Source organism: Streptomyces pseudoechinosporeus, from assembly GCF_054783935.1.
This window is the reverse complement of sequence record NZ_BAAGPS010000059.1, coordinates 117561-139788: the sequence shown is the minus strand read 5'-3', so window position 1 is coordinate 139788 and position 22228 is coordinate 117561. Positions and strand designations below refer to the sequence as shown.

Below are 22228 nucleotides of genomic sequence, written 5' to 3'. Positions count from 1 at the left end.
GATCAGACAGGACTGTCCCACAGCACATGCAGGGTGGGGGGCTTACGGAAGACCAGACCGTGCGCAGTGGCGGGGCGGTCCGGGTCGAGGCGCAGGGCGGGGAGGCATTCGAGCAGGCGCTGGAGGGCGATGCGGGTCTCCAGGCGGGCGAGGTGCGCGGCAAGGCAGTAGTGCGGGCCGTGCGCGAAGGCCAGTTGGAGACGCACGTTCTCGCGTCGGACATCGAACCGGTCGGGGTCGGCGAAGACGGCAGGGTCGCGGTTGGCACCCGTCAGGGAGACGGTGACCAGGTCACCCCGACGGATCGCGGCCGGGCCGAGGACAATGTCAGCGGTGGCGTAGCGGTCCACGACCGCCGCACCGGGTTCCAGGCGCAGCGATTCCTCTATCGCGCCGTCCAGCAGGTCGGCGTCGGCCCGGACCAGTGCGAGTTGGTCCGGGTGTTGCAGCAGGTGCAGCAGCGCGTTGGTGATCATCGCCTCGGTGGTCTCGATGCCTCCGAACATCAGCACCGCGGCATTGGACGCCACCTCGGGCAGCGCCAACTGCCCGGCAGCGGAGACAAGGAGCGAAGAACCTCCGCGGCCGGCGACGGTTGCTTCCACGGCGGCCCGTAGTCGCGCGTACGCCGCGGCACCGGCGGGCTCCGCCTCATGTCCGGCGGTGATGGCCGAGACCGACCGCACTATGGAGTCGTACCAGGAGAGCACCGTGACCGGGGTGGTGCCGACCAGCCCGAGTGCCTCGGTCACGACGGCGACCGCGAGCGGGCCCGCGAAGGCACGCCGCAGTTCGACGGCGCCCCTCGGCTGCAGTGTGGTGATGAGCCGGTCGGTCTCCCGCTCGATGAACGAAGCGAAACCGTCATGCACCCTCCGAGGGCGGAAAGCAGAGGCGAAGGGCTCACGGTGGCGGGTGTGCTGGTCACCGTCCAGGGACAACATGCTCGGCCCGACGACCTGTGCGGTGGAGAACCGAGGGTCGTCGACGGTGAAGGCCTCGGCATCCCGCATCACGCTCAACGCGAGGTCGCGACGCGTCACCAACCAGCCGTCCAGCTCCGGCAGCCAGGACACGGGCTCATGCGCACGCAGCAACGCCAGTCGCGGGTGCGGATCCCGCGCGAGTCCGGCGAGTGTGGTCGCGGCACCGAGCGGGAAGGAGTCGACGACGTTCATCGCGAACCTTGGCCAGGCAGGGGGAAACCGATCACAGCCAAGGCTAACAACGTCTCTTCAGACAAGGCGGATTGGGCTCCGCGGTTCCAGGGCGCGCTGGGGCCTGTCTGACAATTCCCGTCGTCGCCCGGAGGCTGGGGGCACCTCCCGGCCGGAGGCTGGGGGAGGAAATTGTCAGACAGGCCCTACGCCGCCACGGCATCGAGGATGCTGTGCGCGCCGCTCTCGCTCGAGGTGACGCCTGCCGGCTTCAAGTCCGCCCGCTGGAGCAGTTTTTCGAACTCGCTGGTCGTGCGCTGCCGGGCGCCGGGACCCATGACGAGCATCTCGAGGTCGATCAGGGTGGCCGGGTTGGTTGGGTGCGTCGGGGAGGACGGCCTCGCACAGCAGGACATGGCCGCCGTCGTTCATCGCGGCCCGGCAGTTGGCCAGAATCCTGACGGCCTGCTCGTCGCCCCAGTCGTGGATGATGTTCGACAGGAGACAGGCGTCGCCACCCGGGGGCACGGCTTCGAAGAAGTCCCCTTCTTCGAGGGCTTCCTGGTCGGTGTCGGGCATGCACCAGGGGGCGAAGCGCCGCCGCAGCGGCAGGACGGTCTCGCGTGCCACGGCGCCGACGAGGTCGAGGTCGCCCAGATCCATCCGTGATCTAGCGAGGGGACCCTCGGCTTTAGCCGAGGGGGGAATCGCTTCTCTCAACTGCTCTGACCTCAGCTTTCTGTACGGATCCGCAGTGCCTGCTGGGCCACACGGCCTCACGGACTGTTATACATGTCAAACGTGTATAGTGATCGCGTGACTGTGACCCGGAAGGTTCGCCGATTCTCCGGCGGCGTGTACGACCTCGGGCTCCACGTGGTGTGGTGCCCGAAGTACCGCCGTCCGGTCCTCGGCGGCCGGGTCGCGGCCCGCCTGGACGAGCTGATCCGGGCCAAGGCCGACGAACGGGGGTGGGAGATCGTGGCGCTTGAGGTGATGCCCGACCACGTCCACCTGTTCGTCAAGCACGATGCGAAGTCGTCGGCGTCATATGTGGCCAACCAGTTCAAGGGCTTCACGTCCCGCGTGCTGCGCACGGAGTTCCCGCACCTCAAGAGCCAACTGCCCACCCTGTGGTCGTCGTCGTACTTCGCCGCCTCGGCCGGCGCGGTCTCGGCCCAGACGGTGCAGCGGTACATCGACACACAGTGGGAACGCCCCGGGAAGAAGAACCGGGAGGACGGCGCATGATTCGCGCGTACAAGTTCCTCCTGCGCCCCACCATCCGCCAGGAGCAGGCCCTGCGGGACATGCTGCGGGACCACTGCTCCCTGTACAACGGCGCCCTCCAGGAACGGCGGGACGCCTACCGGCACGCCTCGAAGACGACCGTGCGCTACGGCGACCAGTCGGTCCAGCTCCGTGAGATCCGGGCGTTCGATGCCGAGCGCCAGGGCCGCTGGTCGTTCTCCTCCCAGCAGGCCACCCTGCGCCGCCTGGACAAGGCCTTCGCCGCGTTCTTCCGCCGCGTCAAGCACGGCCAGAAGCCCGGCTACCCGCGCTTCAAGGGCGTCGGCCGCTTCGACACCGTCATCTTCCCCAAGGACGGCGACGGCTGCCGCTGGGACTCCACCCCGCACGACCCCGTCACCCGCGTCCGGCTGCAGGGCATCGGGCACATCCGCGTGCACCAGCACCGGCCCGTACAAGGCCGGGTGAAGACGATCGCCATCAAGCGGGAGGGCCGCCGCTGGTATGTGGTCCTGTCCTGCGACGAGGTGCCCGCCGAGCCGCTGCCCGCCACCGGCCAGGCCGTCGGCATCGACCTGGGCGTCACCCACTTCCTGACCACCTCGCACGGTGAGCACATCGCCAACCCCCGCTTCCTCCAGGAGGCGGCCGAGGAACTCGCCGCAGCGCAGCGGCACCTGGCGACCTTCCCCAAGCGCACCAAGCGGCGCACCAAGGCACATCGCGCCGCCGCCCGGAAGGTCGCCAAGATCCACGCGAAGATCCGGCGCCAGCGCCTGGACCACGCCCACAAGACCGCGCTCACCCTCATCCGCGACCACGACGCGATCGCGCACGAGCAGCTGAACACCGCGGGCATGACCAAAGCGCCCGCACCCAAGCCCGATCCCGAACAGCCCGGTGTGTTCCTGCCGAACCAGCGGGCCGCGAAGGCCGGACTCAACCGCAGCATCCTCGACGCGGGTTGGGGGGTGTTCCTCGCGATCCTCACCAGCAAGGCTGAAAGCGCCGGTCGGACCGTTATCGCGGTGGACCCCCGCAACACCTCCCGCACCTGCCCGTCCTGCGGGCACGTCGCGAAGGAGAACCGCCTCACCCAGGCGGAGTTCCAGTGCACGACGTGTGGATTCGCGGCCAACGCGGACCACGTCGGCGCGTTGAACGTCCTCAACAGGGCCGGGCTGGCCCTCTGCGAAGCTGCCTAGTCAGCGACACAGGAAGCCCGCGCGTTCACGCGTGGGTGGAGTCACGACATGGGCGCCGGTGAGGCCGGTGGCCGCCATGGCGGCCAGCAATTCGGCCAGCCGGGCGCGCCGTTCGACGGGCGACGGGCGGGGCATGACCGCGGTGACCAAGTCCATCGCTGCGTGCTCGACCAAGTGCCCGGTCAGGTGCCCCCCCGGGTCGGCAAAGCAGGATCACGCCAGGCGCCGTTGCCTTCCGTGCCGCCACGGGCACGCAGAGCACACCAGGCAGGAGCCCGCGCTGTGAATACGCCGGGCTCCTGGCGAGCAGCGATCTGTAGGAATTGCAGGGCTCGGTAGTCGGCGGGACGCTGGACAAGTCAGCCTTGCGGCATCCGATGAGCCGACGCCCGCGAAATCCCGGGTTCAGAGACAACTTGGTGAAGTCCCGGTCCAAGCAGCGGGTGATCGAGGTGACAGCCGTGGAAGGCCGAAGCCGGGGGCAAGAAATCCGCGCCTCTCGAGGAGATCACCATGGACAGTGTGACCTTGGATGCGATGCAGACCTCTCTGCGGGGGCCGGTCATAGGCCCGCAGGATCCCGAATATCCCGAGGCTCGCAGCATCTACAACGCGATGATCGACAAGCGCCCCGCCGCCATCGTGCGGTGCGCGGACGCCGCGGATGTCATGGATGCGGTCAACTTCATCCGCGACAACGGCCTGGAACTCGCCGTCCGGGGTGGCGGGCACAGCGGTCCCGGCCTGTGCCTCGTGGACGACGGCGTCACCGTCGACCTGTCGCCGATGCGCTGGGTACGGGTCGATCCCGCCGCGAGGACCGCCCAGGTGGGCGGCGGCAGCCAGCTCCGCGATCTCGACCACGCCACCCACGGCTTCGGCCTCGCGACGCCCACCGGCATTGTGTCGATGACGGGCGTGGGGGGCCTGACCCTCGGCGGTGGCCATGGATACCTCACCCGCAAGTACGGCCTGACGGTGGACAACCTGCTGGCCGCGGACGTCGTGCTGGCCGACGGCAGCTTCGTCACCGCGAGCGAGACCGAGCACCCGGACCTGTTCTGGGCCCTGCGCGGTGGCGGCGGCAACTTCGGCATCGTGACCTCGTTCACCTACCGCCTGCACCCGGTGGACACCGTCGGGGTAGGCATCACCGTGTGGCCGGTCGACCACACCCGCGAGGTGCTCACGTGGTACCGAGACTTCCTCCCGCAGGCCCCGGAGGACGTCTACGGCTTCTTCACGCTGTTCACCATCCCGCCCGGCCCACCCTTCCCCGAAGAGATCCACGGCCGGAAGGTGTGCGGCATCGTGTGGTGTCACACCGGTGACCCGGACCGCACCGAGGACGCCCTCGCGGTGGTGAACGAGCCCGCGCCGCCCGCCTTCCACTTCACGGCACCGATGCCCTATCCCGCGTTGCAGAGCCTGTTCGACGAGCTGATCCCCACCGGGTACCAGTGGTACTGGCGCGGCGACTTCTTCGACCGTATCCCGGACGCCGCCGTGGACGTGCACCTCAAGTACGGCGAGAACCTCCCCACCCCGCTGTCGCTGATGCACCTCTACCCGGTCGACGCGGCCGCCCACCGGGTGGGCCGGGAAGACACCGCGTGGAGCTACCGGGACGCCGTCTGGTCCGGCGTCTTCGCCGGCGTCGACCCCGACCCGGCCAACGCCGAGACCATCAAGCAATGGTGTGTCGACTACTGGGAGGAGACGCATCCTCACTCGATGGGCGGCTCGTACGTGAACTTCATGGGGCAGGGCGAGGACCAGGAGCGGGTCCGGGCCACCTACCGCGACCACTACGACCGGCTCGCACAGGTCAAGCGGACGTACGACCCGGACAACCTCTTCCACGCCAACCAGAACATCAAGCCCGCCCAGCAGCACTGACGGCCGGACCTTGCCGTCCGCGTCCACGGTGCTTCGGGGTGCCGCGGTCTCTGCGCACCCGCACGATGCCGGCGGGGCGTACCGCCCCCGGTGTCGCCCTGGTGGGCTGAGAAGAACCGGCCGGAGAAATCTGTGGTGGCCTGGCTGAGAAGGAGATCCGTGAGCTGTACCCATTCCAGGAAGCGGGCAGTGCGGCGATGCCCAGGAGAAATGAGCCCTCTGGGCAGCCACGGGCCGGGGCCGAAAACCAGAAAGTCAAGGCGGCTTTGGCGGAGGTGACCGGCACAGCGTCTGGACCCCGAAGCGAGTCGGACGGTGACATGATCACCGCCAGGTGATCGACGCGGGGCTCAGCTCGTCGGCTGGATGTTCGCGTTGAGGCGGAACAGATTGCCCGGGTCGTACTTCGTCTTGACCGCCGACAGCCGTTCGTAGTTCCCGCCATAGCCCTCCCGCAGGAGCTGCTCGCCCTCTTCCAGGAAGCCGGGGAAGTTGAGGTAGACACCCCCGGTGGAGAAGTGGCGCAGGTCGGCGAAGGTGTCGCGGACCCAGGCCAGGTTCCGCTCCGAGTCGGCCTGGCGGTCCCAGTTGCCCTCGATGCCGAAGAGGTAGGGTTCGCCGCGGTTGGCGAAGGCGGTCGCCTGTTCGCCCACCCGTGCCATCGCGCCGCCCTGGTACCAGACGTCGATGGTCGAGTCGGGCGAGGGAGCCGCGGCGGCGTGCTGGGTCAGGCGCTCGATCAGCTTGTCGCTGAGCTCGGGTGCGTTCACGGACTTCCAGTAGTAGAGCCTGCCGTCCGGGTAGTCGTCGTCCAGGAACTTCTGTGCTTCGGTGTAGGCGGTGTGCTCGCTGAGGTCGCAAAGAGGCTCGGTGACCTCTCGGAGCGGCCGCAGCGCGCGCTCCCCCTCTTCGGCCGCGTCCTCACCGGCACCGGTGGACACGGCGAGGATGGCTACGAAGGGTTGTCCGTGCACCGCCGCCGGATACGCCTCGGCCCTCGGTATCCGGCCGAGAACGGCGAGAGGTGCCGCCTCCTCGGGCACCTCCGCGACGTAACGCTCGCAGGCCCTGATCACCTCTCCCGCGCGTTCCAGGGGGTAGTACACGTGGCAGAGGAACACCTCGGGCCCCACGGGGTGCAGGCGGTAGTCGAAAGCGGTCACGACGCCGAAGTTTCCGCCGCCCCCGCGGATCGCCCAGAAGAGGTCCTGGTTCTCGCTCCCACTCGCGGTGAGCAGCTTCCCGTCGGCGGTGACCACCCTGGCGGAGATGAGGTTGTCGCAGCTCAGCCCGTACTTGCGCCGGAACCAGCCCATGCCGCCCGACAGGGTGAGCCCGGCGATGCCAGTTGCCGAGACCACCCCCACGGGTGCGGCGAGCCCGTGTCGCTGGGTCGCGCGGTCGAGGTCTGCCAGGGTGCAGCCGCCCTGGGCGCGGGCGGTGGAACCCTCGGGGTCGACGTCGGTGTCCGTCATCTCCGAGAGGTCGACGACCAGTCCGCCGTCGCAGACGGCCTGGCCTGCCACTCCGTGCCCGCCGCCGCGCACAGCGAGCGGCAGCCCGTTGTCACGGGCAAAGTTCACCGAGGCGACCACGTCGTCGTCACCGCGGCACCGTGCCACGAGCGCCGGCCGCCGGTCGATCATGCCGTTCCACAGCGCTCGCGCCGGCTCGTAGTCCGGGTCCTGGGGCAGGATGAGGCGTCCGTTCAGCCGTGAGGCGAAGTGGTCCAGGAGCGGGCGCGGCAGACCGGGATCGCCTGGCTTCCGGTGCTGCTCCCCGCTGATCGGCCCGCTCGATGCCGGATCCGCGCCGTGGGGGTACGTCTCGTTCATGGTGGTCACCTCCCGTCTCTTCAGCATCGCGCCGGGCGGAAGGCGACGCCATCCGGGACAGAGGAGGGCCCGGGCTGCTCAGGCCGTCGCAGCACAGGCAGCCGTCCGAGACCTGTGGGACGGTTGTGAGTACGGGGGTGTGGGCTTTCCACGGAGACCGTTCCAGGAGGCCGGGCATGGGCGAAACGATCGAAACCGACGTCGGCGGGATCTGGGTCGAGCGCCGGGGCGAGGGGCCCGACGTCCTGCTCATCGCGGGGCTCAGCGACCCCGCCGAGGCGTGGCAGGCACAGCTCGACGGGCTCGCCGACCGCTACCGTCTCACCGCCTACGACAACCGCGGCACCGGGCGTACGCCGCTGCCCGAGGGACCTCTGTCGGTGCCCGGGATGGCGGAGGACGCCGCCGCGGTGCTGCGTGCGCTGGAGATCCCGGCCGCGCATGTCATGGGCTTCTCGGGAGGCAGCCGCATCGCGCAGGAGCTGGCGCTCAACCATCCCCGGCTCGTCCGCAGCCTCGTCCTGATGAGCACATGGGCACGTCCCGACGCCTACTTCCGTTCGATGACGGACTTCTGGCACTGGATGGCCGAGCGAGCACCGAACGAGCGCGCCATGCAGGAGGCGTTCCTGCTGTGGATCTACACGCGGCGGGCGCACGACGACGGCACGGTCGACCGGATCATCGAGGAGACGCTGGCCTTCCCGCATCCGCAGTCCGTCGAAGCCTTCCAGCGCCAGCTCGCACCGTTCAGGACGCACGACACGCTCGACCGCCTGTCTGAGATCACCGCGCCGACACTGGTACTGGCCGGTGAACTCGACATCGCCACGCCACCGCGCCTCGGGCGCGCGGTGGCCGAGAGGATCCCGGGGGCGCAGTTCGAGGTGCTGCCCGGCGAGGCCCACCAGCCATTCCAGGAGGTCCCCGACGCCTTCAACGCACGGGTCGACGCCTTCTGGCAGGAAGTCCAGATCCGGGGTTGAGGAACGCCCGGCGGCCGGATGCCGACCCTGCCGGTCGGTCCAGCTGCCGGAGCCGCATCCGTATCGGCCTGGCCCCCTGCCGGTCAGGCACACAACCTGCTCACGGCCGTCTCCCATGTCGGCTGCTATGACCGGGCCCGCGGTCGTCGGCTGGTGAGGTCTTCGCGGGCAAGAGGAGGTGGTGTGGGTCGCCGGTCGCTTCCGTTCCGCGCGGCTTGTGTGTCCGTCACTGTGCGCCCTGCCGCGTGCCGGCGGGCAGGGACGAGTCATCAAGTGGCACTGTGAGGCAGGGATGGCGAGCGGCGAATTCGTGCTGTTCCAGCAGTCCGACGATCGACGGCATCCGCGACCTCCCGGGGAGCGACGACACGACAGGCCACCACTCCCACAGAATCACCGACCCTATGCCTGACCAGCGAAGACGCCGTCCTCAGGTTCGGTACGACAACAGCTGTTCAGCATGGGCGGGGCGGCAGAGACCGCGCTTCAGGCTTGCGGAGCCCGCCAGTCCCAGCGGCGCCGCGCCGGACCGGACAAACATTTCCTGAACATCATCCCTGTGCGGGAGTCCTTGGTATGCAAGGGCTCAGCGGACGCCGTCGTTTCCGTCCGCGCGCTGGAACGCTCCAGCTCGCCCGCGTCATCGATCACCGCCACCAGGTCGGCGCCGGCCAGCCGTGCGCGCGGGATACCCGTCTCCGCGAGGACGAACTTGACGATGCGGCAGCTCGCCCCACTGTTCGGCGTCTCGAAGTCCGCAGCTGACCGCGTCATCGACCACCTTGGCCCCATGCTCGGGCCGTTCCCTTGCACGGTCGGGGCCCTCTGGGCTCTGGCCCGACGGCGACTGCCCACCACATGTGCACGTGACGGTTGGTATGGAAGATGTTGGTGTCAGGCGAGCACGACCACGGCATGGCCCCGGCAGCAGATGGTGCCGGGGGCTTCGCCGCCCGGGGCTCCACACCGCTCCACGAGGTCGAGCGTGACCTCACCGCGTGCGGGATCGACCTCTCGTACCGTGCCCGTGACCACGAGCCGGTCCCCCGCGTGCGCGGGCGCCCGGTTCTGCCAGGCGACCTCGCGTACCCGCCCGGTTTCGCCGGCGAAACCCGCCGCGGCCCGGTGGAAGAGGCAGCCGTGCAACTGGGCCATGACGACCGGGCCGGCCAGCCCTTCGGACTGGGCGAAGGCGGTGTCGTAGTGGATGCGGTGAGTGTTGCGTGTGACGGCGCCGAAACGCAGCAGGGCGACCGCGTCGGGCGTGCACTCCACGGGCGGTACCGGCTGCCCGACGGTGACGGAATCGATGTGCTTACCGACCTGACTCTGACTCACCTGACGATGAACCTCTCCGTGACCTCGACGAGTGCTCCGCGCGCCGCGCTGTACGTCTTGTCGACCGTGAGCAACAGGAACCCGTCCCCTGCCCCTTTGCGCTCAACTGCCCTGAGAACCCGGAGCAGTTCGATCGTGTCCCCGGGCCGCACCTCGCCCGTCCAACGCGCCTGCTGGCCGCCCGCCATCAGCCGGACGTCGAGCCCGTCGGTGCCGGGGACCTCGTCGCGGTACATGCCGTCCGGCCGGACCTCGTCCGGGCCGGCTCCGGGCGCCCCGCGCAGCAGGCTGACGACGTACATGGGGTGGACGGTGAACCGGGAACTGCCCGGATCGACCAGGTGCGGCGCGGTCTCACCGGCCGCCCGGGCGAACTCCGCGGCGTCCTCGGCCCGTACGACACCCAGGTGCCGCCGCTCCCACCGCCCGACCAACGCCCGTGCCCGCTCCTCGGCCAGATCCAGCCCGTTCGCCATGCGCCGCCTCCGCACTCGGATGACCTGACGCTAGCCAGGGCCGCCCCATGCCACCACGGAACCGGCCCGCTCAGCGGACCGTTCCGCTTGGGCCGGGCTCCCCTCGCCGGACACCATGCGGGGCATGGAGCTCATGGACATTCAGCCGCCTCCGCCGGGCACCTACGTGGAGACGGACGGCGTCACGTATCACTACATCGAGATGGGCGAGGGAAGCCCCATCATCTTTCTGCACGGTGGCGGCCCAGGGTGCACGGGCTGGTCGGACTTCGGACAGGTGGCGCCGCTGTTCGCCGCGGACCGCCGGTGCTTCCTCGTCGACATCCTGCAGTACGGGAAGTCCGCGAAGCCGGTCATCAAGGGCCCCATGTGGGACTACCACGCCGCCAAGACCGTGGCGCTGCTCGACTCGTTGGGCGTGGAACGCGCCGACTTCATCTGCAACTCGTGGGGCGGGACCATCGCCCTCAACCTGGCCGCCAAGTACCCCGAGCGGGTGCGCTCCCTCGTCGTCACCGGCAGCATGCCGGTCTTCTACGGGCCCCTCGCGCCGCTTCCCGAGGGGGCCCGCCGCGGTCGCAACGCCCGGGATGTGTACTACGGCGGCGACGGCCCCTCGCCGGAGAAGATGCGCGAGCTGATGGCCCGCCTGGAGTGGTACGACGCGGACGCCATCCCCGAGGGCACGGTGAAGCTGCGCCACGAACAGAGCCTCGACCCCGAGGAGATGGCGCTCGCCGCCGCCTCGGACAACCCGCGCGGCGACTGGCAGGACCTCACCGGAGAACTGGGCCGGATCGAGGCGCCGTCGCTCTTCATGTGGGGCATGTACGACGCCTTCCTGACCCCGGACTACCCGCTGATGCTTGCCCGGATGGTCCCCCGGGGCAACCTCCACGTGATGAGCCGGACGTCGCATCACCTCCAGGAGGAGCGACCGTACGACTACTACACCGTCGTCACCGGTTTCCTGAACCAGCAGCACGACTGATTCCCCACCGACACTCACCGGAGGAAACGTGAGCGAGGCGGCTCCGCGCGTCGTCGAACTGTCCAGTCCCTTCGCCCGTTTCGCGGGCAGGCTCCTGGTGGGCCTCGGTCACGAAGTGGTGCTGGTCGAGCCGCCGGGAGGCGATGCGACCCGGCACGAACTCGACGGCGACGCCTTCGCCCACTGGCATGCCGGGAAGCGCTCGGTGACGCTCGATACGGGCACGCCCGAAGGTGCTGCTGAGCTGCGCCAGCTCCTTGAGGGCGCGGACGCGCTGCTCGACGGGAGCACCGAGGGCGCCGAGCCGGTCGCCGCCGGTCTCGGCCATCTCGTACATGTACGGGTCACCCCGTTCGGCCTCGTCGGCCCGCGCAGCTATTGGCAGGGCACCGATCTGGTGGTGGCCGCGCTCGGCGGCATGCTGGCGCAGGTCGGCGATCCGGACGGCCCGCCGCTGCGGCTGCCGGAGAACCAGGCGGAGCAACTCGCGGGTGTCAACGCGGCGATCGCCGTCTTGCTCGGCCTGCGGGCACGGCGCAAGGGCCCGGGGCAGCTCATCGACGTGTCCGCGCAGGCGTGCGTGGCCGCCGCGCTGGAGGCGGGCGCCCTCGCCTACCTGCACGAGGACCGGGTTCCGTCGCGCCCCGGGCGGGTGCATCCGCTGGTCCCGCACGGGTTGTTCCGGGCCGCGGACGGTCATCTGGGCGGAGGGCTCGGCGGCAGCCCCCGTATGTGGGACGCGCTGCTCGCCTGGCTGCGTGAGGAAGGCGCGGAGGCCGATCTGGCGGAGCCGCGGTGGCAGGATCCCGTCGAGCGCAAGAAGCACCAGGAGCATGTGTTCAAGGTCGTGCAGGACTTTGTGGGTACGTGGCCGAAGGCCGAGTTCGCGGAGCGGGCGCAGGCCAGGAAACTGCCGTGGGCCGCCGTCGACCTGCCCGACGAACTGCCGGACAATCCGCAGCTCGCCGCGCGCGGCTTCTTCACTCAAGTCCGAACGGAGAAGGGAGACCGGACCGACCTCGGCTTCCCGTTCGCGTTCCCCGAAGGCCGCCGCGTCACGTCGCTCACCGTGCCGGGAGCCGGTGCCGACCAGGCGCTCCTCGACGCACCTCGTCCACCGCGCCCGGTCGACGGCGACTCCGCCGGCCTTCCCTCACTGGACGGCGTACGCGTCCTCGATCTGACCTGGGTGCTCGCGGGCCCGTACTGCACAAAGATCCTGGCCGACCACGGCGCCGACGTCATCAAGGTCGAGTCCATCCGGCGCCCCGACCCGACCCGCTTCGCGCCCTTCATGCACCTCTCCCGGGGCGGCCACACGGACCCGAACACGAACGGCTACTTCAACGAGGTCAACCGGAACAAGCGCAGCATCGCACTCGACACGCGGACCGAGGAGGGCGTCGCGGTGCTCCGCGAACTCATCGCCTCCTGCGACGTCCTCGTGGAGAACTTCAGTGCCACCGTCATGACCGGGCTCGGCCTCGGCTACGAGGCGCTGCGCGAGATCAACCCGGGCCTCGTCTACGTGAGCATGTCGGGCATGGGCCACACCGGCCCGCGGTCCGGCTGGGTGTCGTACGCGGACACCGTCTCGGCCAGTGGTGGGCTGACCGGGCTCACCGGCTGGGACCCGGACGACGTGGTGGGCGTGATCTACGGGCACGGCGACATCGTCGCGGGACTTCAGGCCGCGCTGGCCACGGTGGCCGCGCTGGAGCACCGTGCGGAGACGGGCCGCGGACAGCACGTCGACCTGTCCCAACTCGAGGCGATCGCCGCCCACATGGGGACGAGCCTCCTCACGTCATCGCGGTCGCCGATGGGCAACGCACATCCGCGGTGGAGTCCTCAGGGTGTGTACCGGTGCCTGGGCGCCGACCGCTGGCTGGCCGTCAGCGTCCGGTCGGACGAGGAGTGGACGGCTCTCTGCCATGCGATCGGACGTCCCGAACTGGCCGTTGACGAACGGCTGTTGACCGCTGAGGGCCGCAGGTGGGAGAGCGCGCTGATCGACGGCGTACTCGGCGACTGGGCGCGCGGGATGCCCGCCGATGCCGCTGCCGAGCTGTTGCAGGAGCGCGGGATTCCGGCCGGTGCGGTGCAGGACGGTCGCGAACTCGTCGAGCACGACCCGCAGTTGAGGGCACGCGGCTTCTACGTCCGTGTTGAGCACCCGGCCGCAGGCGCCTTCCTCCACGAGGGCGTGCCCATCCGCCTCACCGGCACACCGGGCGGAGTACGTAAGCCCGCGCCCCTGCTCGGTGCCGACACCGACGAGGTGCTGAGCGAGGTGGCAGGCATCGGTCCCGAGCGGCTTCGGCGACTTCACGAGGCCGGAGTTCTGCGGTGAGTGGCATCGCGGATGCCCTGACAGTGCCGCAACTCGTCGACGCCGCCGCCGAGAAGTTCGGCGAGCGGACTTTCCTGCGTATGGGCGACACGACGCGGACGTACGCGGAGACTCGCGAGGCCACCGCCACCATGGCCGGGGCACTCGCGGCACGGGGCTGCCGACCGGGCGACCGGATCGCGGCCCTGTTGCCCAACCGGATCGAACTCATCGACCTGATCCTGGGCTGCGCCTGGCTCGGCGCGGTCGTGGTGCCGTTGAACACCGCTCTGCGCGGCCGCTCGCTGCGGCATGTGTTGCACGAAGCTCGGCCGCAATTCCTCTACGCCGAGGCCGAGTTGGCGGAACGTGCTGTCGAGGCGGGCCATCGGGGCACGGTGTGGGTGGCGGGCGAGGAGGACGTCCCCGCGCCCGGCACGACCGGAGCGATTCCGCCCGCCCCGGTGCGTCCGCAGGACACTGCCGCCGTTCTCTTCACCTCGGGAACCACGGGCGCGTCGCGCGGTGTTCGCTGTCCGCAGGCCCAGTTCGTGTGGTGGGGCCGCAACGTCGCGGACTCCCTGCGCCTCACCTCCGACGACGTGCTCTTCACCTGTCTGCCGCTGTTCCACACCAACGCCCTCAACACGCTCGCCCACGCCATGACGGTGGGCGCGAGCTGCGTCGTCGGCGGGCGGTTCTCCGCCACGCGGTACTGGGCGCAGGTCGCCGAATCCGGTGCGACCGCGGTGTACCTGCTCGGTGCGATGGTGCCCATGCTGCTGGCGCAGCCGCCGGGCCCCCAGGACCGGTCGCACCGGGCGTGGCGCGGGCTGTCGCCGGCGACCCCGGCCGCCGCGTGGGAGCCGTTCCGCGAGCGTTTCGGCATCGCTCTCGTCGACGGGTTCGGCTCCACGGAGACGAACCTCGTCATCGGCTCCACACCCGAGGAGGCCCGTCCCGGCTGCCTCGGCACCGTACGCGCGGGCTTCTCCGCCCGGGTGGTCGACGAAGGCCTCGCTCCTGTTGCGGACGGGACGCCCGGTGAACTCGTCGTCCGCAGCCACCGGGAGCACGCCTTCTCGACCGGCTATGTGGGCGACGCGGTGGAGCCGTCCGACTCCTGGCGCCGGACCGGCGACCGCGTGATCCGCGGGCCGGACGGCTGGTTCCGTTTCGTCGACCGGATCAAGGACGTCATTCGGCGCCGCGGTGAGAACATCTCCTCGTCCGAGGTGGAGTCGGCGGTCCGCACCCATCCGGCGGTCGCCGAGGCCGCCGCGTTCCCGGTCTCCTCCGAACTGGCCGAGGACGAGGTGATGGTCGCGATCGTCCTCCGGCCCGGCACGGTGCTGGACCCGGAGGACCTGAGCCGGCACTGCGCGCTGGAGCTGCCCGCGTTCGCCGTGCCCCGGTACATCGAGACGGTCCCGTCCCTGCCGCTCACCGAGACCGGCAAGATCCGCAAAGCGGCCCTGCGGGAACGCGGCGTCACCGCCGGCACCTGGGACCGGGCGCGCACCGCGGGACGCGCCGCCCGGACCTGACCCTGGTACTGACTGTGCCCCCCGGGCGGTGGCCCGTCAGTGGCGGACGGCATCCAGGTCGCCTCCGCCGTCCTGGACTCTCCACTGCCGACAGCCACCGTCGACGGCCATCCGCTGGGAGTTCAGCCACCGGTCATGCCATGGGCATCCGTCAGTGCGACCGGCTGTCCGGTGCGCAGCGACTCATAGGCGGCCAGCACGATCCGGAGGGTGCGCAGGCCCGTCTCACCGTCGGGAGACGGCCGCCGTCCGGTGCGTACGGTGTCGAGGAACTCCTCGAGCATGGCGGCGTCCAGGTCGGCCCCGCCCGCCTCCCAGCGGTCGCGACCGGTGACGGAGTCGAATCCGCCGAGCAGCGGGGGGAAGGCGTCGAACTCCACGATCGCCTTCTCGCCGACGCAGGTCATGGCGAGCCCGCCCCAGGTCGGGTGGTCCGGCGGATGGCTCCAACTGGCGTCCACAGCGGCGACCAACCCGCCGGGGTAGCGGATGGTGACCAGGCCCGCGGTCTCGACGGCCGGTGCGGAGCCGCCGTCGTCCAGGATGCTGTTGGCCTGGGCGTACACCTCCGCCGCCTGCTCGCCGTCCAGCAACGCGTCCACGAGGTCGGCGATATGGACGGTGTGGTCGGCCAGCGCTCCGCCGCCGGCCAGTTCCGGGTCGGCGAACCAGGGACGTGAACGGGCCGGGTTCGAGCCGTTGTTGGCTCCGTGGACGCTGATCAGCCCGCCGAGCGAGCCGTCGGCCAGCGCGCGGCGCAGGGCGGTGAAGGCGGGGCTGAACCGTACGGGATAGGCGGTCATCAGCCCGACGCCGGCGCGCTCACAGGCGTCGATCATGGCTCGTGCGTCCGCCTCCGTCGTCGCGAGGGGCTTCTCGCAGAGCACATGCGCCCCGGTCGCGGCTGCCCGCTCGACCAGGTGCCGGTGCCGGGCGTTCTCGCTGGTGACCACCACGGCGTCGGGGTGGAGGGCGAATACCTCTTCCCAGGTGTCGACGTAGGCGGCACCCAGGCTTTGTGCGAGTTGACGACCCCGTGTGGGGTCGCCCGGCGGGGCGTCGGGGTCCGCGGTGATCAGTTCGATGCCGTCGCGGTCGCGCAGCAGCCCGATGTAGGTCGCGGCGTGCACATGGGCGAAGGACAGTACGGCGACTCTCACTGGTCAATTCCCCCTGTGAGTACGGTGGTTGGCTGCGGGGTGAGCTCGACGGTCCGTCCGGTACGCGCGGACTGAGCCGCAGCCTCGGCGATGCGGACGGCCGCCACGCCGTCCTGGCCGCTCACCCGTGGTTCCGGACCGCCCGCGAACGCCTCGGCGAACTCGCGGATCTGGGTGAAGTACGGCGACTCCCCGAAGTCTCCGACGGGTATGCCGTCCGCCGGACCGCCGGACACGACACCGGTGATCCGCAGGTCGAGATGGGCCTGGGAGTCGTGCTGGACGGTACCGCCGGTGCCCGACACATGGAACGTGGTGCGGAACGGCGTTGCCGGCGGCCCCCACACCCCTACGACCTGTGTGATGGCGCCTCCCGCGTGAGTGAGTACGGCGGTACCGGTGGCGACCGCCCCTTCCGGGGCCGGGGCGGTGAGATGCCCTTGGTGCCGGGCGTGGACCCGTACGACCTCGCCGAAGAGCCAGCGGGCTATGTCCATGTCGTGGATCATCTGGTCCGTCAGAATCCCGCCGGAACGTACCGGGTCGGCGAACCAGCCGCTCCAGGTGGGATAGCGGCCGGTGCGGGTGAACCGGGCGACCGCCACCCGGCCCAGGCCGCCCCCGGCGACCAGGTCGCGAAGCCGGGCGTAGGCGGGGAAGAAGCGCACGACATGTCCCGGGTACAGCCTCACCCCGGCCTCTTCCGCCGCGTCGGCCATGTCCCCCGCCTCGGCCGCGCTGAGCGCCAGCGGCTTCTCGCACAGGACATGGGCCCCGGCCGCGACGGCGGCAAGAGTGATCTCCCGGTGGGTGTCGGTCGGGGTGCACACATCCACCACGGCGGCCCCGGCGATCGCCTCACGCAGGGAGCCCACGGACGTCGCGCCGAACTCGCGGGCCAGGGCGGGGGCGCGACCGTCGGGTGCGTACAGGCGTACCCGCGCGCCGAGGGCGACCCACGCGGGCAGATGCGTGCGGGCGATGCCGCCCGCACCGATCAGCGCGACTTCGAGTTCTGCCATGGAATTCTCCGACCTCCTGTGGGTTCAGGCCTTGTGTGGTCAGCCCTTGAGGGCGCCGCTGAGTACGCCACTGATGAAGTGCCGCTGGAAGAACAGGTAGACGAGCACCACCGGGGCGATCACGATCAGGGTGGCCGCGGCGAGCAGCGGCACATCGACGCCGAACTGCCCGGTGAAGAAACCCAGTCCGGCCGGGGCCGTACGGCGGGCCGGGTCCTGGATCAGGATGAGCGGGAGCAGGAACTGGTTCCAGCTCCAGACGAAGTACAGAACGCCCAACGTGGTAATCGCCGGGCGGGAGTTGGGCAGCAGGATCCGCCAGAGCGTCGCCCATGACGAGGCGCCGTCCAGCCGTGCGGCTTCCATCAGGCTGCGTGGCATGGTCGAGAAGTGGGCGCGCATCCAGAAGACCCCGAACGGCATGAACGCGGCGATCTCCGCAAGTGCCAGCCCCGGCACGGTGTTGGTCAGGCCGATGGCGCGCAGGTCGTAGTAGAGCGGGATGATGGTGCCCTCGGTGGGGATGGACAGGCCGAGCAGCAGATACGCGTAGAGCCTTCCCCGGCCGGGGACGTCCAGGGTCGCGAGCGCGTACCCGGCGAGGGTCGCGCACACCACCGCGGCCGGCACCACGCACAGCGCGATGACCACGCTCGACCGCAGCAGTGTGCCGAAGCCGGCCGCGGACCAGGCGCGTGAGAAGTTCTCGAAGTGCAGGCCGTCCGGCAGGGCGAAGCCGGTCAGCGGTGCGCCCGCGGGCTGAAGTGATGCCAGCAGCAGGGAGGCGAACGGCACGAGCACGGCGGCCATGAACAGCGTGAGCACGACGGGTGCCGCCAGCCGCCCGGTGACCGCTCTGGTCGACGAGGTCGGTGAGGTCACGGCGCCTCCCTGGACAGCCGGTTGATCACCAGGACGGCGAGGGAGATGACCACCGTCAGAACGATCGCCAGCGCGCTGGCCACACCGACGGCGCCGCCTCCGAAGGCCAGGCGGTAGATGAGGATTCCGGGGACGACGGTGCTGTTGCCCGGGCCCCCTCCGGTGGTGATGTAGATGAGGTCGAAGCTGGACAGGGCGGCGATCACGGTGATGGACAGTGCCACCGCGAACTCGGGTCGCAGCAGCGGGACGGTGATCGCCGTGAACTCGCGTATCGGGCCCGCCCCGTCCATCCGTGCCGCCTCGTAGATCTCCGGGTCGATGCGCTGGGTCCCGGACAGGAACAGCACCATGCACAGGCCCGAGACGACCCAGCTGCCGATCAGTCCGACGGCCGGCAGGGCCCAGGTGAAGCTGCCCAGCCAGGCGTCGGTGAGGCCGCCCAGGCCGATCGCCCGCAGCGCCTGGTTGAGGGTGCCGTCCTCGGCGTACACCCAGCGCCAGAGGATGCCGACCGCGACCAGCGGGATGACCTGGGGCAGGAACAGCACCGTGCGGACCAGGGTGGTGCCCCGGCGCCCGGCACGCCGGGACACGATCGCCGCCGAGACCAGCCCCAGGCAGATGGGCAGGACGGAGAAGAACAGGATCAGCGCACCGGCATGCCAGGCGGCGGCGCGCAGTTGCGGGTCGGTGGCGATACGGCCGTAGTTGTCGAGGCCGACGAAGGACGGGAGGGTCACCCCGTCCCAGTTGAACAGTGAGAGATAAGCGGTGTGCAGCAGCGGCAGTACGGCGAAGAGCGTGTAGGGCAGCAGAGCCGGCAGCAGGTAGAGCAACGCCACGGCCCGGCGCCGGCGGCGGCCGGACCGCGCCGGGCGGGGGTGCTTGCGTGCGGTGCCGTCCGCCGCGCGCTCCACCCGGCTCTGGGCTCCGGGAGCAGGGGCGGGGTCGGTCAGTCGGTCGGCAGTGGTCATTTGTGGTAGTTCTCGAAGTCCGTCTGGAGACCGGCCAGGAACTTCTCGGCGGTGACCTTGCCCCCGGCGAGCAGCTGCAGCTGGGTGGTGAGGGTGTCGCCCATCGTCGGGCTGGAGGAGTTCTGGATGAACGGCTGCAGACCGGCGTCCTTGACGATCGTCTGCCAGCCCTGCTGGACATCGCCCAGCAGCCCGCTCTGGCTCGGCATGGCGCCCGCGTCGGGAGCCATGAAGCCCGCCTTGGCGGTGATGGCGGCGGCCTCCGCGCCGGCGGTGAAGTCGAGGAACGCGGCGGCCGCGGCAGCGTTCTTCGACTTGCTGGACACGCAGTAGTACACCCCGGCGCCGGTGGTGCGTACCTTCCCGCCGGAGGTGACGGGCGGCATGTTGAAGTAGCCGGCCCCCTCGCCCAAGCCCTTGGCCACCGCCGCCGCGGCCCAGTTGCCGCTGATCCGGAAGACGCCCTCGCCCTTGGCGAACGCGGCGGTGGCGTCGTTGTCGCTGACGCCGTTGACCTTGGGGGTGACATACCCCTCGTCCACCCACCGCTTGAGCGTCTCGGCCGCCTTCTCGGCCTCCGGCAGCACGATGGTGGCGCTCTGGTGGCCATAGGCCCACGCCTCGCGGTCCTTCGGCGTCAGATAGGCCGAGAGCAGCACGTTGAAGGCGTGGTTGAGGCCGCCGTCGAGGTTGCCGGCGACCAGTGCGGTCTCACCGGCCGCCTTGGCCTTGGCGAACAGGGCCTCCAGCTCGTCCAGGGTGGCCGGAGGGACGGTCAGGCCCAGCTTCTGCGCCTTGGCCTTGTTGTAGTAGACGCCTTCGAACGACAGGCCCGCACCCACCCCGTACAGGTCGCCGGTGCCGACGGTCTTGCCGTCCGGGGTGAGGGTGATCTGGTCCAGGCCGGGGAACTTCTCCGCCCAGCCGTACGCCTTGCCGTACTCGCCGACCTTGAGCAGCAGCCGTCCGGGGACGAGGTTCTGCATACCGGAGGTGAACTGGGCGATGTCGGGGGCGCTGTCGGCCGACATGGTGGTGTTGATGCTCTTGAGGTAGTCGTCCCAGCCGGTGTAGTTGCGCTTGACGGTGATGTTGGGGTGCTTCTCGCGGAAGGCCGCGATGAGACCCGGGGTCATGGTGGTGTCGTCGGCGTCGGCGACCACCAGCGTGAGCTTCTCGTCGGCCGGTACCGCCGTGGAGACGGGGCCGGAGCTGCTCTTGTCGGACGACGATGCGCCGGGAGTCAGATCGCTGCACGCGGTGAGCGCCGCGGCGCCGACCGCGCCGGTGGCCGTGAGGAACGTACGTCTGGACAGGGACGACGGGCTGGGGCTCATGGGGTCTCCTGGGCGTGACGGGACAGGGAGAGCCGACGGCGGGGCCGGCCGGCGGTGGAGACGTGGTGCATGAGGCCGCGATGGTGCGCGGCGCGGCGGAGGCGGCGCGAGGAGGGTGGGAAGACGCCGTGGACGGGGCCGGATCGCGGTGGGTCCTGCGAGCGGCGAGGTTTCGACAGCTCAATGAACTCGATCAGTGAGCTCGATAGTTCGATAACGCAGTTGCGTTTTATAATCGGAGCGAGCCTGGCATGCGTCAAGGACTCATGGCTGGATTGTTATCGTCAGGGCGGTCCGCACCGGTCCCCGCCGGGCCGCTCCACAGGAGGTTGACCATTGGCCACGTCCAGGGACCGCTCCCCGTCCACGGCCCCCGCCCCGCGGGCGCTGTGGCCGCTCGGCGGGCTGCCGGAGCCGAACTCCCCCGGGCGCGAACTACCTGCGGTGGTGGGCGTCGCGGACCTGCGTGCCACGAACGCCGCGGCCATCCTCGCCGCCGTCCGCTCCGCCGACCCGCACCCCCGGCTCTCCACCCTGGCCGAGGCAACCAAGCTCTCCCGCCCCACCGTTGAGGCGATCGTCGAGGAACTCATGGACTGCGGCCTCATCGAGGTCGCCCCGGCCGTCTCCGCCCGTGGCCAGCGTTCGCCCGGCCGCCCGGCCCGCCGGTTCCGCTTCTGCCCGCGCGCGGGCTTCGTCATCGGCGTGGATGTACGGGCCCGCTCGGTGAGCGCCTGCCTGGCCGACCTCGACGGCCGGCCGGTGGCCGTCGAACGCAAGGCAGTGCGCGCCGACTTGGGCGGACGGGCCCGCGCCCGCGCCGTGACCGCGGTGGTGCAGCGCGCGATCGACCGCTCCGGAGCCGACGCCCGGCGGGTGTGGGCCGCGACGGTGGGCACCCCCGGCCTGGTGGACCGGAGCAACACCCGTATCCGGCAGGCCGACAACCTCAAGGGCTGGGCCGAGGCGGACATCGTCACCACCCTCCGAGACACCCTCGGCTGCCCGGTCGCCGTGGAGAACGACGCCAACCTCGCCGCGCTCGGCGAGCAGTGGCGCGGGGTCGGCGGCTCGGCCGACGAGATGGTCTTCGTCCTTCTCGGTGAACGCCTCGGTGCCGGTGTCATCACCGGGGGGCGCCTGCTGCGCGGACACCGCGGTGCGGCCGGTGAGATCGGCTTCATCCGCTTCCCCGGCAGCACCTCGTCGCAGCCCGGCCTCGAACCCCTGGTACCGGACAGCGTTGCCCCGGACCAGGCCGACCCCGGGCGTCGCACAGGCGCCGACGTCGTCCGTGGCGCCGCCTCGGGGGATCCGGAAGCGGTCGCGGCCATCACGTCGTACGGGCGGAGGCTGGCCGCCGGGATCGCCCCCGTGCTGCTGGCGCTCGACCCGGCGCTGGTCGTGCTCGGCACCAGCCTCTTCCCTGTCCCCGGCCTGCTTCCGGCGGGGGAACTCCTCCTGAGCGCCGCCGAGGAGGAAGCCGGCAGCCTCCTCGTCGACCTGCCGCAGTGGCGGCTGTCCGCCCTAGGCGACGAGGCCGTGATCACCGGCGCGGTCCGCTTCGCCCTCTCCTCCGTCGAAGAGGTGCTGCGCACCCGGCCCACCAGCCTTCCGTCCCAGGGCGCGCTCGGCCGGCCCACGGGCCTGGAGACGGGGGCAGAAGCCCTCCAGTGACCTGAGTCGGAGATTCGTCGTTGGTTGGGTATGGGTCGCCCAGGTCCGAAGATCCCGCCGTCGTCGTCAACTCCCGCTCAGTGTGAGGTGCTTGAGGGGTGGGTGCGCCGCCGGACAACCGCGCAGGCGTTGGCTTTGCGGTCGCCGGATCGTGCT

18 protein-coding genes and 2 pseudogenes are annotated in these 22228 nt (G+C 70.5%); 9 read left to right on the top strand and 11 right to left on the bottom strand.

The features are described from left to right. Positions 1–2 precede the first annotated feature (2 nt). Positions 3–1178, bottom strand: a complete 1176-nt coding sequence (locus ACYVO6_RS38715) for a cytochrome P450 (RefSeq protein ID WP_461069743.1) — start codon at positions 1176–1178, stop codon at positions 3–5. Between the two features lie 174 nt (positions 1179–1352). Further along, positions 1353–1736: a methyltransferase gene (locus ACYVO6_RS38710; protein ID WP_461069855.1), complete on the bottom strand. Its 384-nt coding sequence runs from the start codon at positions 1734–1736 to the stop codon at positions 1353–1355. 243 nt (positions 1737–1979) lie between these two features. Between ACYVO6_RS38710 and tnpA the strand changes: the two genes are divergently transcribed. Then, a complete protein-coding gene (gene tnpA / locus ACYVO6_RS38705; protein ID WP_461069853.1) occupies positions 1980–2408 on the top strand; it encodes an IS200/IS605 family transposase in 429 nt (142 codons plus the stop codon). Beyond that, positions 2405–3613, top strand: a complete 1209-nt coding sequence (locus ACYVO6_RS38700) for an RNA-guided endonuclease InsQ/TnpB family protein (protein WP_461069741.1) — start codon at positions 2405–2407, stop codon at positions 3611–3613. Before tnpA ends, ACYVO6_RS38700 begins: the two co-directional genes overlap by 4 nt. Before the next feature lie 42 nt (positions 3614–3655). Here ACYVO6_RS38700 and ACYVO6_RS38695 read toward each other — a convergent pair. Beyond that, a pseudogene (locus tag ACYVO6_RS38695) lies at positions 3656–3814 on the bottom strand (amidohydrolase); the annotation flags it as partial. 312 nt (positions 3815–4126) lie between these two features. On the opposite strand from ACYVO6_RS38695, the gene ACYVO6_RS38690 reads away from it, so the two are divergent. After that, entirely contained in the window at positions 4127–5512 is a 1386-nt protein-coding gene (locus tag ACYVO6_RS38690) for an FAD-binding oxidoreductase (protein ID WP_461069739.1), read from the top strand. Positions 5513–5862: 350 nt separating this feature from the next. Here ACYVO6_RS38690 and ACYVO6_RS38685 read toward each other — a convergent pair whose 3' ends face one another. Further along, entirely contained in the window at positions 5863–7347 is a 1485-nt protein-coding gene (locus ACYVO6_RS38685; RefSeq protein ID WP_461069737.1) for an FAD-binding oxidoreductase, read from the bottom strand. 176 nt (positions 7348–7523) lie between these two features. On the opposite strand from ACYVO6_RS38685, the gene ACYVO6_RS38680 reads away from it, so the two are divergent. Both ACYVO6_RS38680 and ACYVO6_RS38675 read left to right on the top strand, forming a co-directional pair. After that, positions 7524–8333, top strand: a complete 810-nt coding sequence (locus tag ACYVO6_RS38680) for an alpha/beta fold hydrolase (RefSeq protein ID WP_461069735.1) — start codon at positions 7524–7526, stop codon at positions 8331–8333. A gap of 703 nt (positions 8334–9036) precedes the next feature. After that, positions 9037–9141 (top strand): annotated as a pseudogene (locus ACYVO6_RS38675) (transposase family protein); the annotation flags it as partial. Between the two features lie 86 nt (positions 9142–9227). On the opposite strand, the gene ACYVO6_RS38670 reads toward ACYVO6_RS38675, so the two are convergent. Both ACYVO6_RS38670 and ACYVO6_RS38665 read right to left on the bottom strand, forming a co-directional pair. Continuing rightward, complete coding sequence (locus tag ACYVO6_RS38670) at positions 9228–9671, bottom strand: hotdog family protein (protein WP_461069733.1); 444 nt, start codon at positions 9669–9671, stop codon at positions 9228–9230. After that, positions 9668–10147: an FAS1-like dehydratase domain-containing protein gene (locus ACYVO6_RS38665; RefSeq protein WP_461069731.1), complete on the bottom strand. Its 480-nt coding sequence runs from the start codon at positions 10145–10147 to the stop codon at positions 9668–9670. Before ACYVO6_RS38665 ends, ACYVO6_RS38670 begins: the two co-directional genes overlap by 4 nt. Before the next feature lie 124 nt (positions 10148–10271). On the opposite strand from ACYVO6_RS38665, the gene ACYVO6_RS38660 reads away from it, so the two are divergent. The 3 genes from ACYVO6_RS38660 to ACYVO6_RS38650 are packed head-to-tail and all read left to right on the top strand — an operon-like array spanning position 10272 to position 15017. Beyond that, entirely contained in the window at positions 10272–11138 is an 867-nt protein-coding gene (locus ACYVO6_RS38660) for an alpha/beta fold hydrolase (RefSeq protein WP_461069729.1), read from the top strand. Between the two features lie 28 nt (positions 11139–11166). Beyond that, entirely contained in the window at positions 11167–13491 is a 2325-nt protein-coding gene (locus tag ACYVO6_RS38655) for a CaiB/BaiF CoA-transferase family protein (protein ID WP_461069727.1), read from the top strand. Continuing rightward, complete coding sequence (locus tag ACYVO6_RS38650; protein ID WP_461069725.1) at positions 13488–15017, top strand: AMP-binding protein; 1530 nt, start codon at positions 13488–13490, stop codon at positions 15015–15017. Before ACYVO6_RS38655 ends, ACYVO6_RS38650 begins: the two co-directional genes overlap by 4 nt. A 122-nt stretch (positions 15018–15139) precedes the next feature. Here ACYVO6_RS38650 and ACYVO6_RS38645 read toward each other — a convergent pair whose 3' ends face one another. From ACYVO6_RS38645 to ACYVO6_RS38625, 5 genes are read right to left on the bottom strand one after another with little or no spacing between them, the layout of a single operon-like run. Then, positions 15140–16177, bottom strand: a complete 1038-nt coding sequence (locus tag ACYVO6_RS38645; protein ID WP_461069723.1) for a Gfo/Idh/MocA family protein — start codon at positions 16175–16177, stop codon at positions 15140–15142. After that, the gene (locus ACYVO6_RS38640; RefSeq protein ID WP_461069721.1) at positions 16174–17199 is read right to left on the bottom strand and encodes a Gfo/Idh/MocA family protein; all 1026 of its coding nucleotides are present in this window, start codon (positions 17197–17199) and stop codon (positions 16174–16176) included. The genes ACYVO6_RS38645 and ACYVO6_RS38640 overlap by 4 nt, the downstream gene beginning before the upstream one ends. Positions 17200–17238: 39 nt before the next feature. After that, the gene (locus ACYVO6_RS38635; protein WP_461069719.1) at positions 17239–18081 is read right to left on the bottom strand and encodes a carbohydrate ABC transporter permease; all 843 of its coding nucleotides are present in this window, start codon (positions 18079–18081) and stop codon (positions 17239–17241) included. Continuing rightward, a complete protein-coding gene (locus ACYVO6_RS38630; protein WP_461069717.1) occupies positions 18078–19058 on the bottom strand; it encodes a carbohydrate ABC transporter permease in 981 nt (326 codons plus the stop codon). Before ACYVO6_RS38630 ends, ACYVO6_RS38635 begins: the two co-directional genes overlap by 4 nt. Further along, positions 19055–20395 (bottom strand): ABC transporter substrate-binding protein, encoded by a 1341-nt coding sequence (locus ACYVO6_RS38625; protein ID WP_461069715.1) that lies wholly within the window; start codon positions 20393–20395, stop codon positions 19055–19057. The genes ACYVO6_RS38630 and ACYVO6_RS38625 overlap by 4 nt, the downstream gene beginning before the upstream one ends. Before the next feature lie 336 nt (positions 20396–20731). Between ACYVO6_RS38625 and ACYVO6_RS38620 the strand changes: the two genes are divergently transcribed. Next, complete coding sequence (locus tag ACYVO6_RS38620; RefSeq protein WP_461069713.1) at positions 20732–22072, top strand: ROK family transcriptional regulator; 1341 nt, start codon at positions 20732–20734, stop codon at positions 22070–22072. The last annotated feature ends 156 nt before the right edge of the window (positions 22073–22228 follow it).

Coding starts and splice junctions, on each gene's coding strand:
- ACYVO6_RS38715 (WP_461069743.1), bottom strand. CDS start 1,178: ATGAACGTCGTCGACTCCTTCCCGCTCGGTGCCGCGACCACACTCGCC.
- ACYVO6_RS38710 (WP_461069855.1), bottom strand. CDS start 1,736: ATGCCCGACACCGACCAGGAAGCCCTCGAAGAAGGGGACTTCTTCGAA.
- ACYVO6_RS38700 (WP_461069741.1), top strand. CDS start 2,405: ATGATTCGCGCGTACAAGTTCCTCCTGCGCCCCACCATCCGCCAGGAG.
- ACYVO6_RS38690 (WP_461069739.1), top strand. CDS start 4,127: ATGGACAGTGTGACCTTGGATGCGATGCAGACCTCTCTGCGGGGGCCG.
- ACYVO6_RS38685 (WP_461069737.1), bottom strand. CDS start 7,347: ATGAACGAGACGTACCCCCACGGCGCGGATCCGGCATCGAGCGGGCCG.
- ACYVO6_RS38680 (WP_461069735.1), top strand. CDS start 7,524: ATGGGCGAAACGATCGAAACCGACGTCGGCGGGATCTGGGTCGAGCGC.
- ACYVO6_RS38665 (WP_461069731.1), bottom strand. CDS start 10,147: ATGGCGAACGGGCTGGATCTGGCCGAGGAGCGGGCACGGGCGTTGGTC.
- ACYVO6_RS38660 (WP_461069729.1), top strand. CDS start 10,272: ATGGAGCTCATGGACATTCAGCCGCCTCCGCCGGGCACCTACGTGGAG.
- ACYVO6_RS38640 (WP_461069721.1), bottom strand. CDS start 17,199: ATGGCAGAACTCGAAGTCGCGCTGATCGGTGCGGGCGGCATCGCCCGC.
- ACYVO6_RS38630 (WP_461069717.1), bottom strand. CDS start 19,058: ATGACCACTGCCGACCGACTGACCGACCCCGCCCCTGCTCCCGGAGCC.
- ACYVO6_RS38625 (WP_461069715.1), bottom strand. CDS start 20,395: ATGAGCCCCAGCCCGTCGTCCCTGTCCAGACGTACGTTCCTCACGGCC.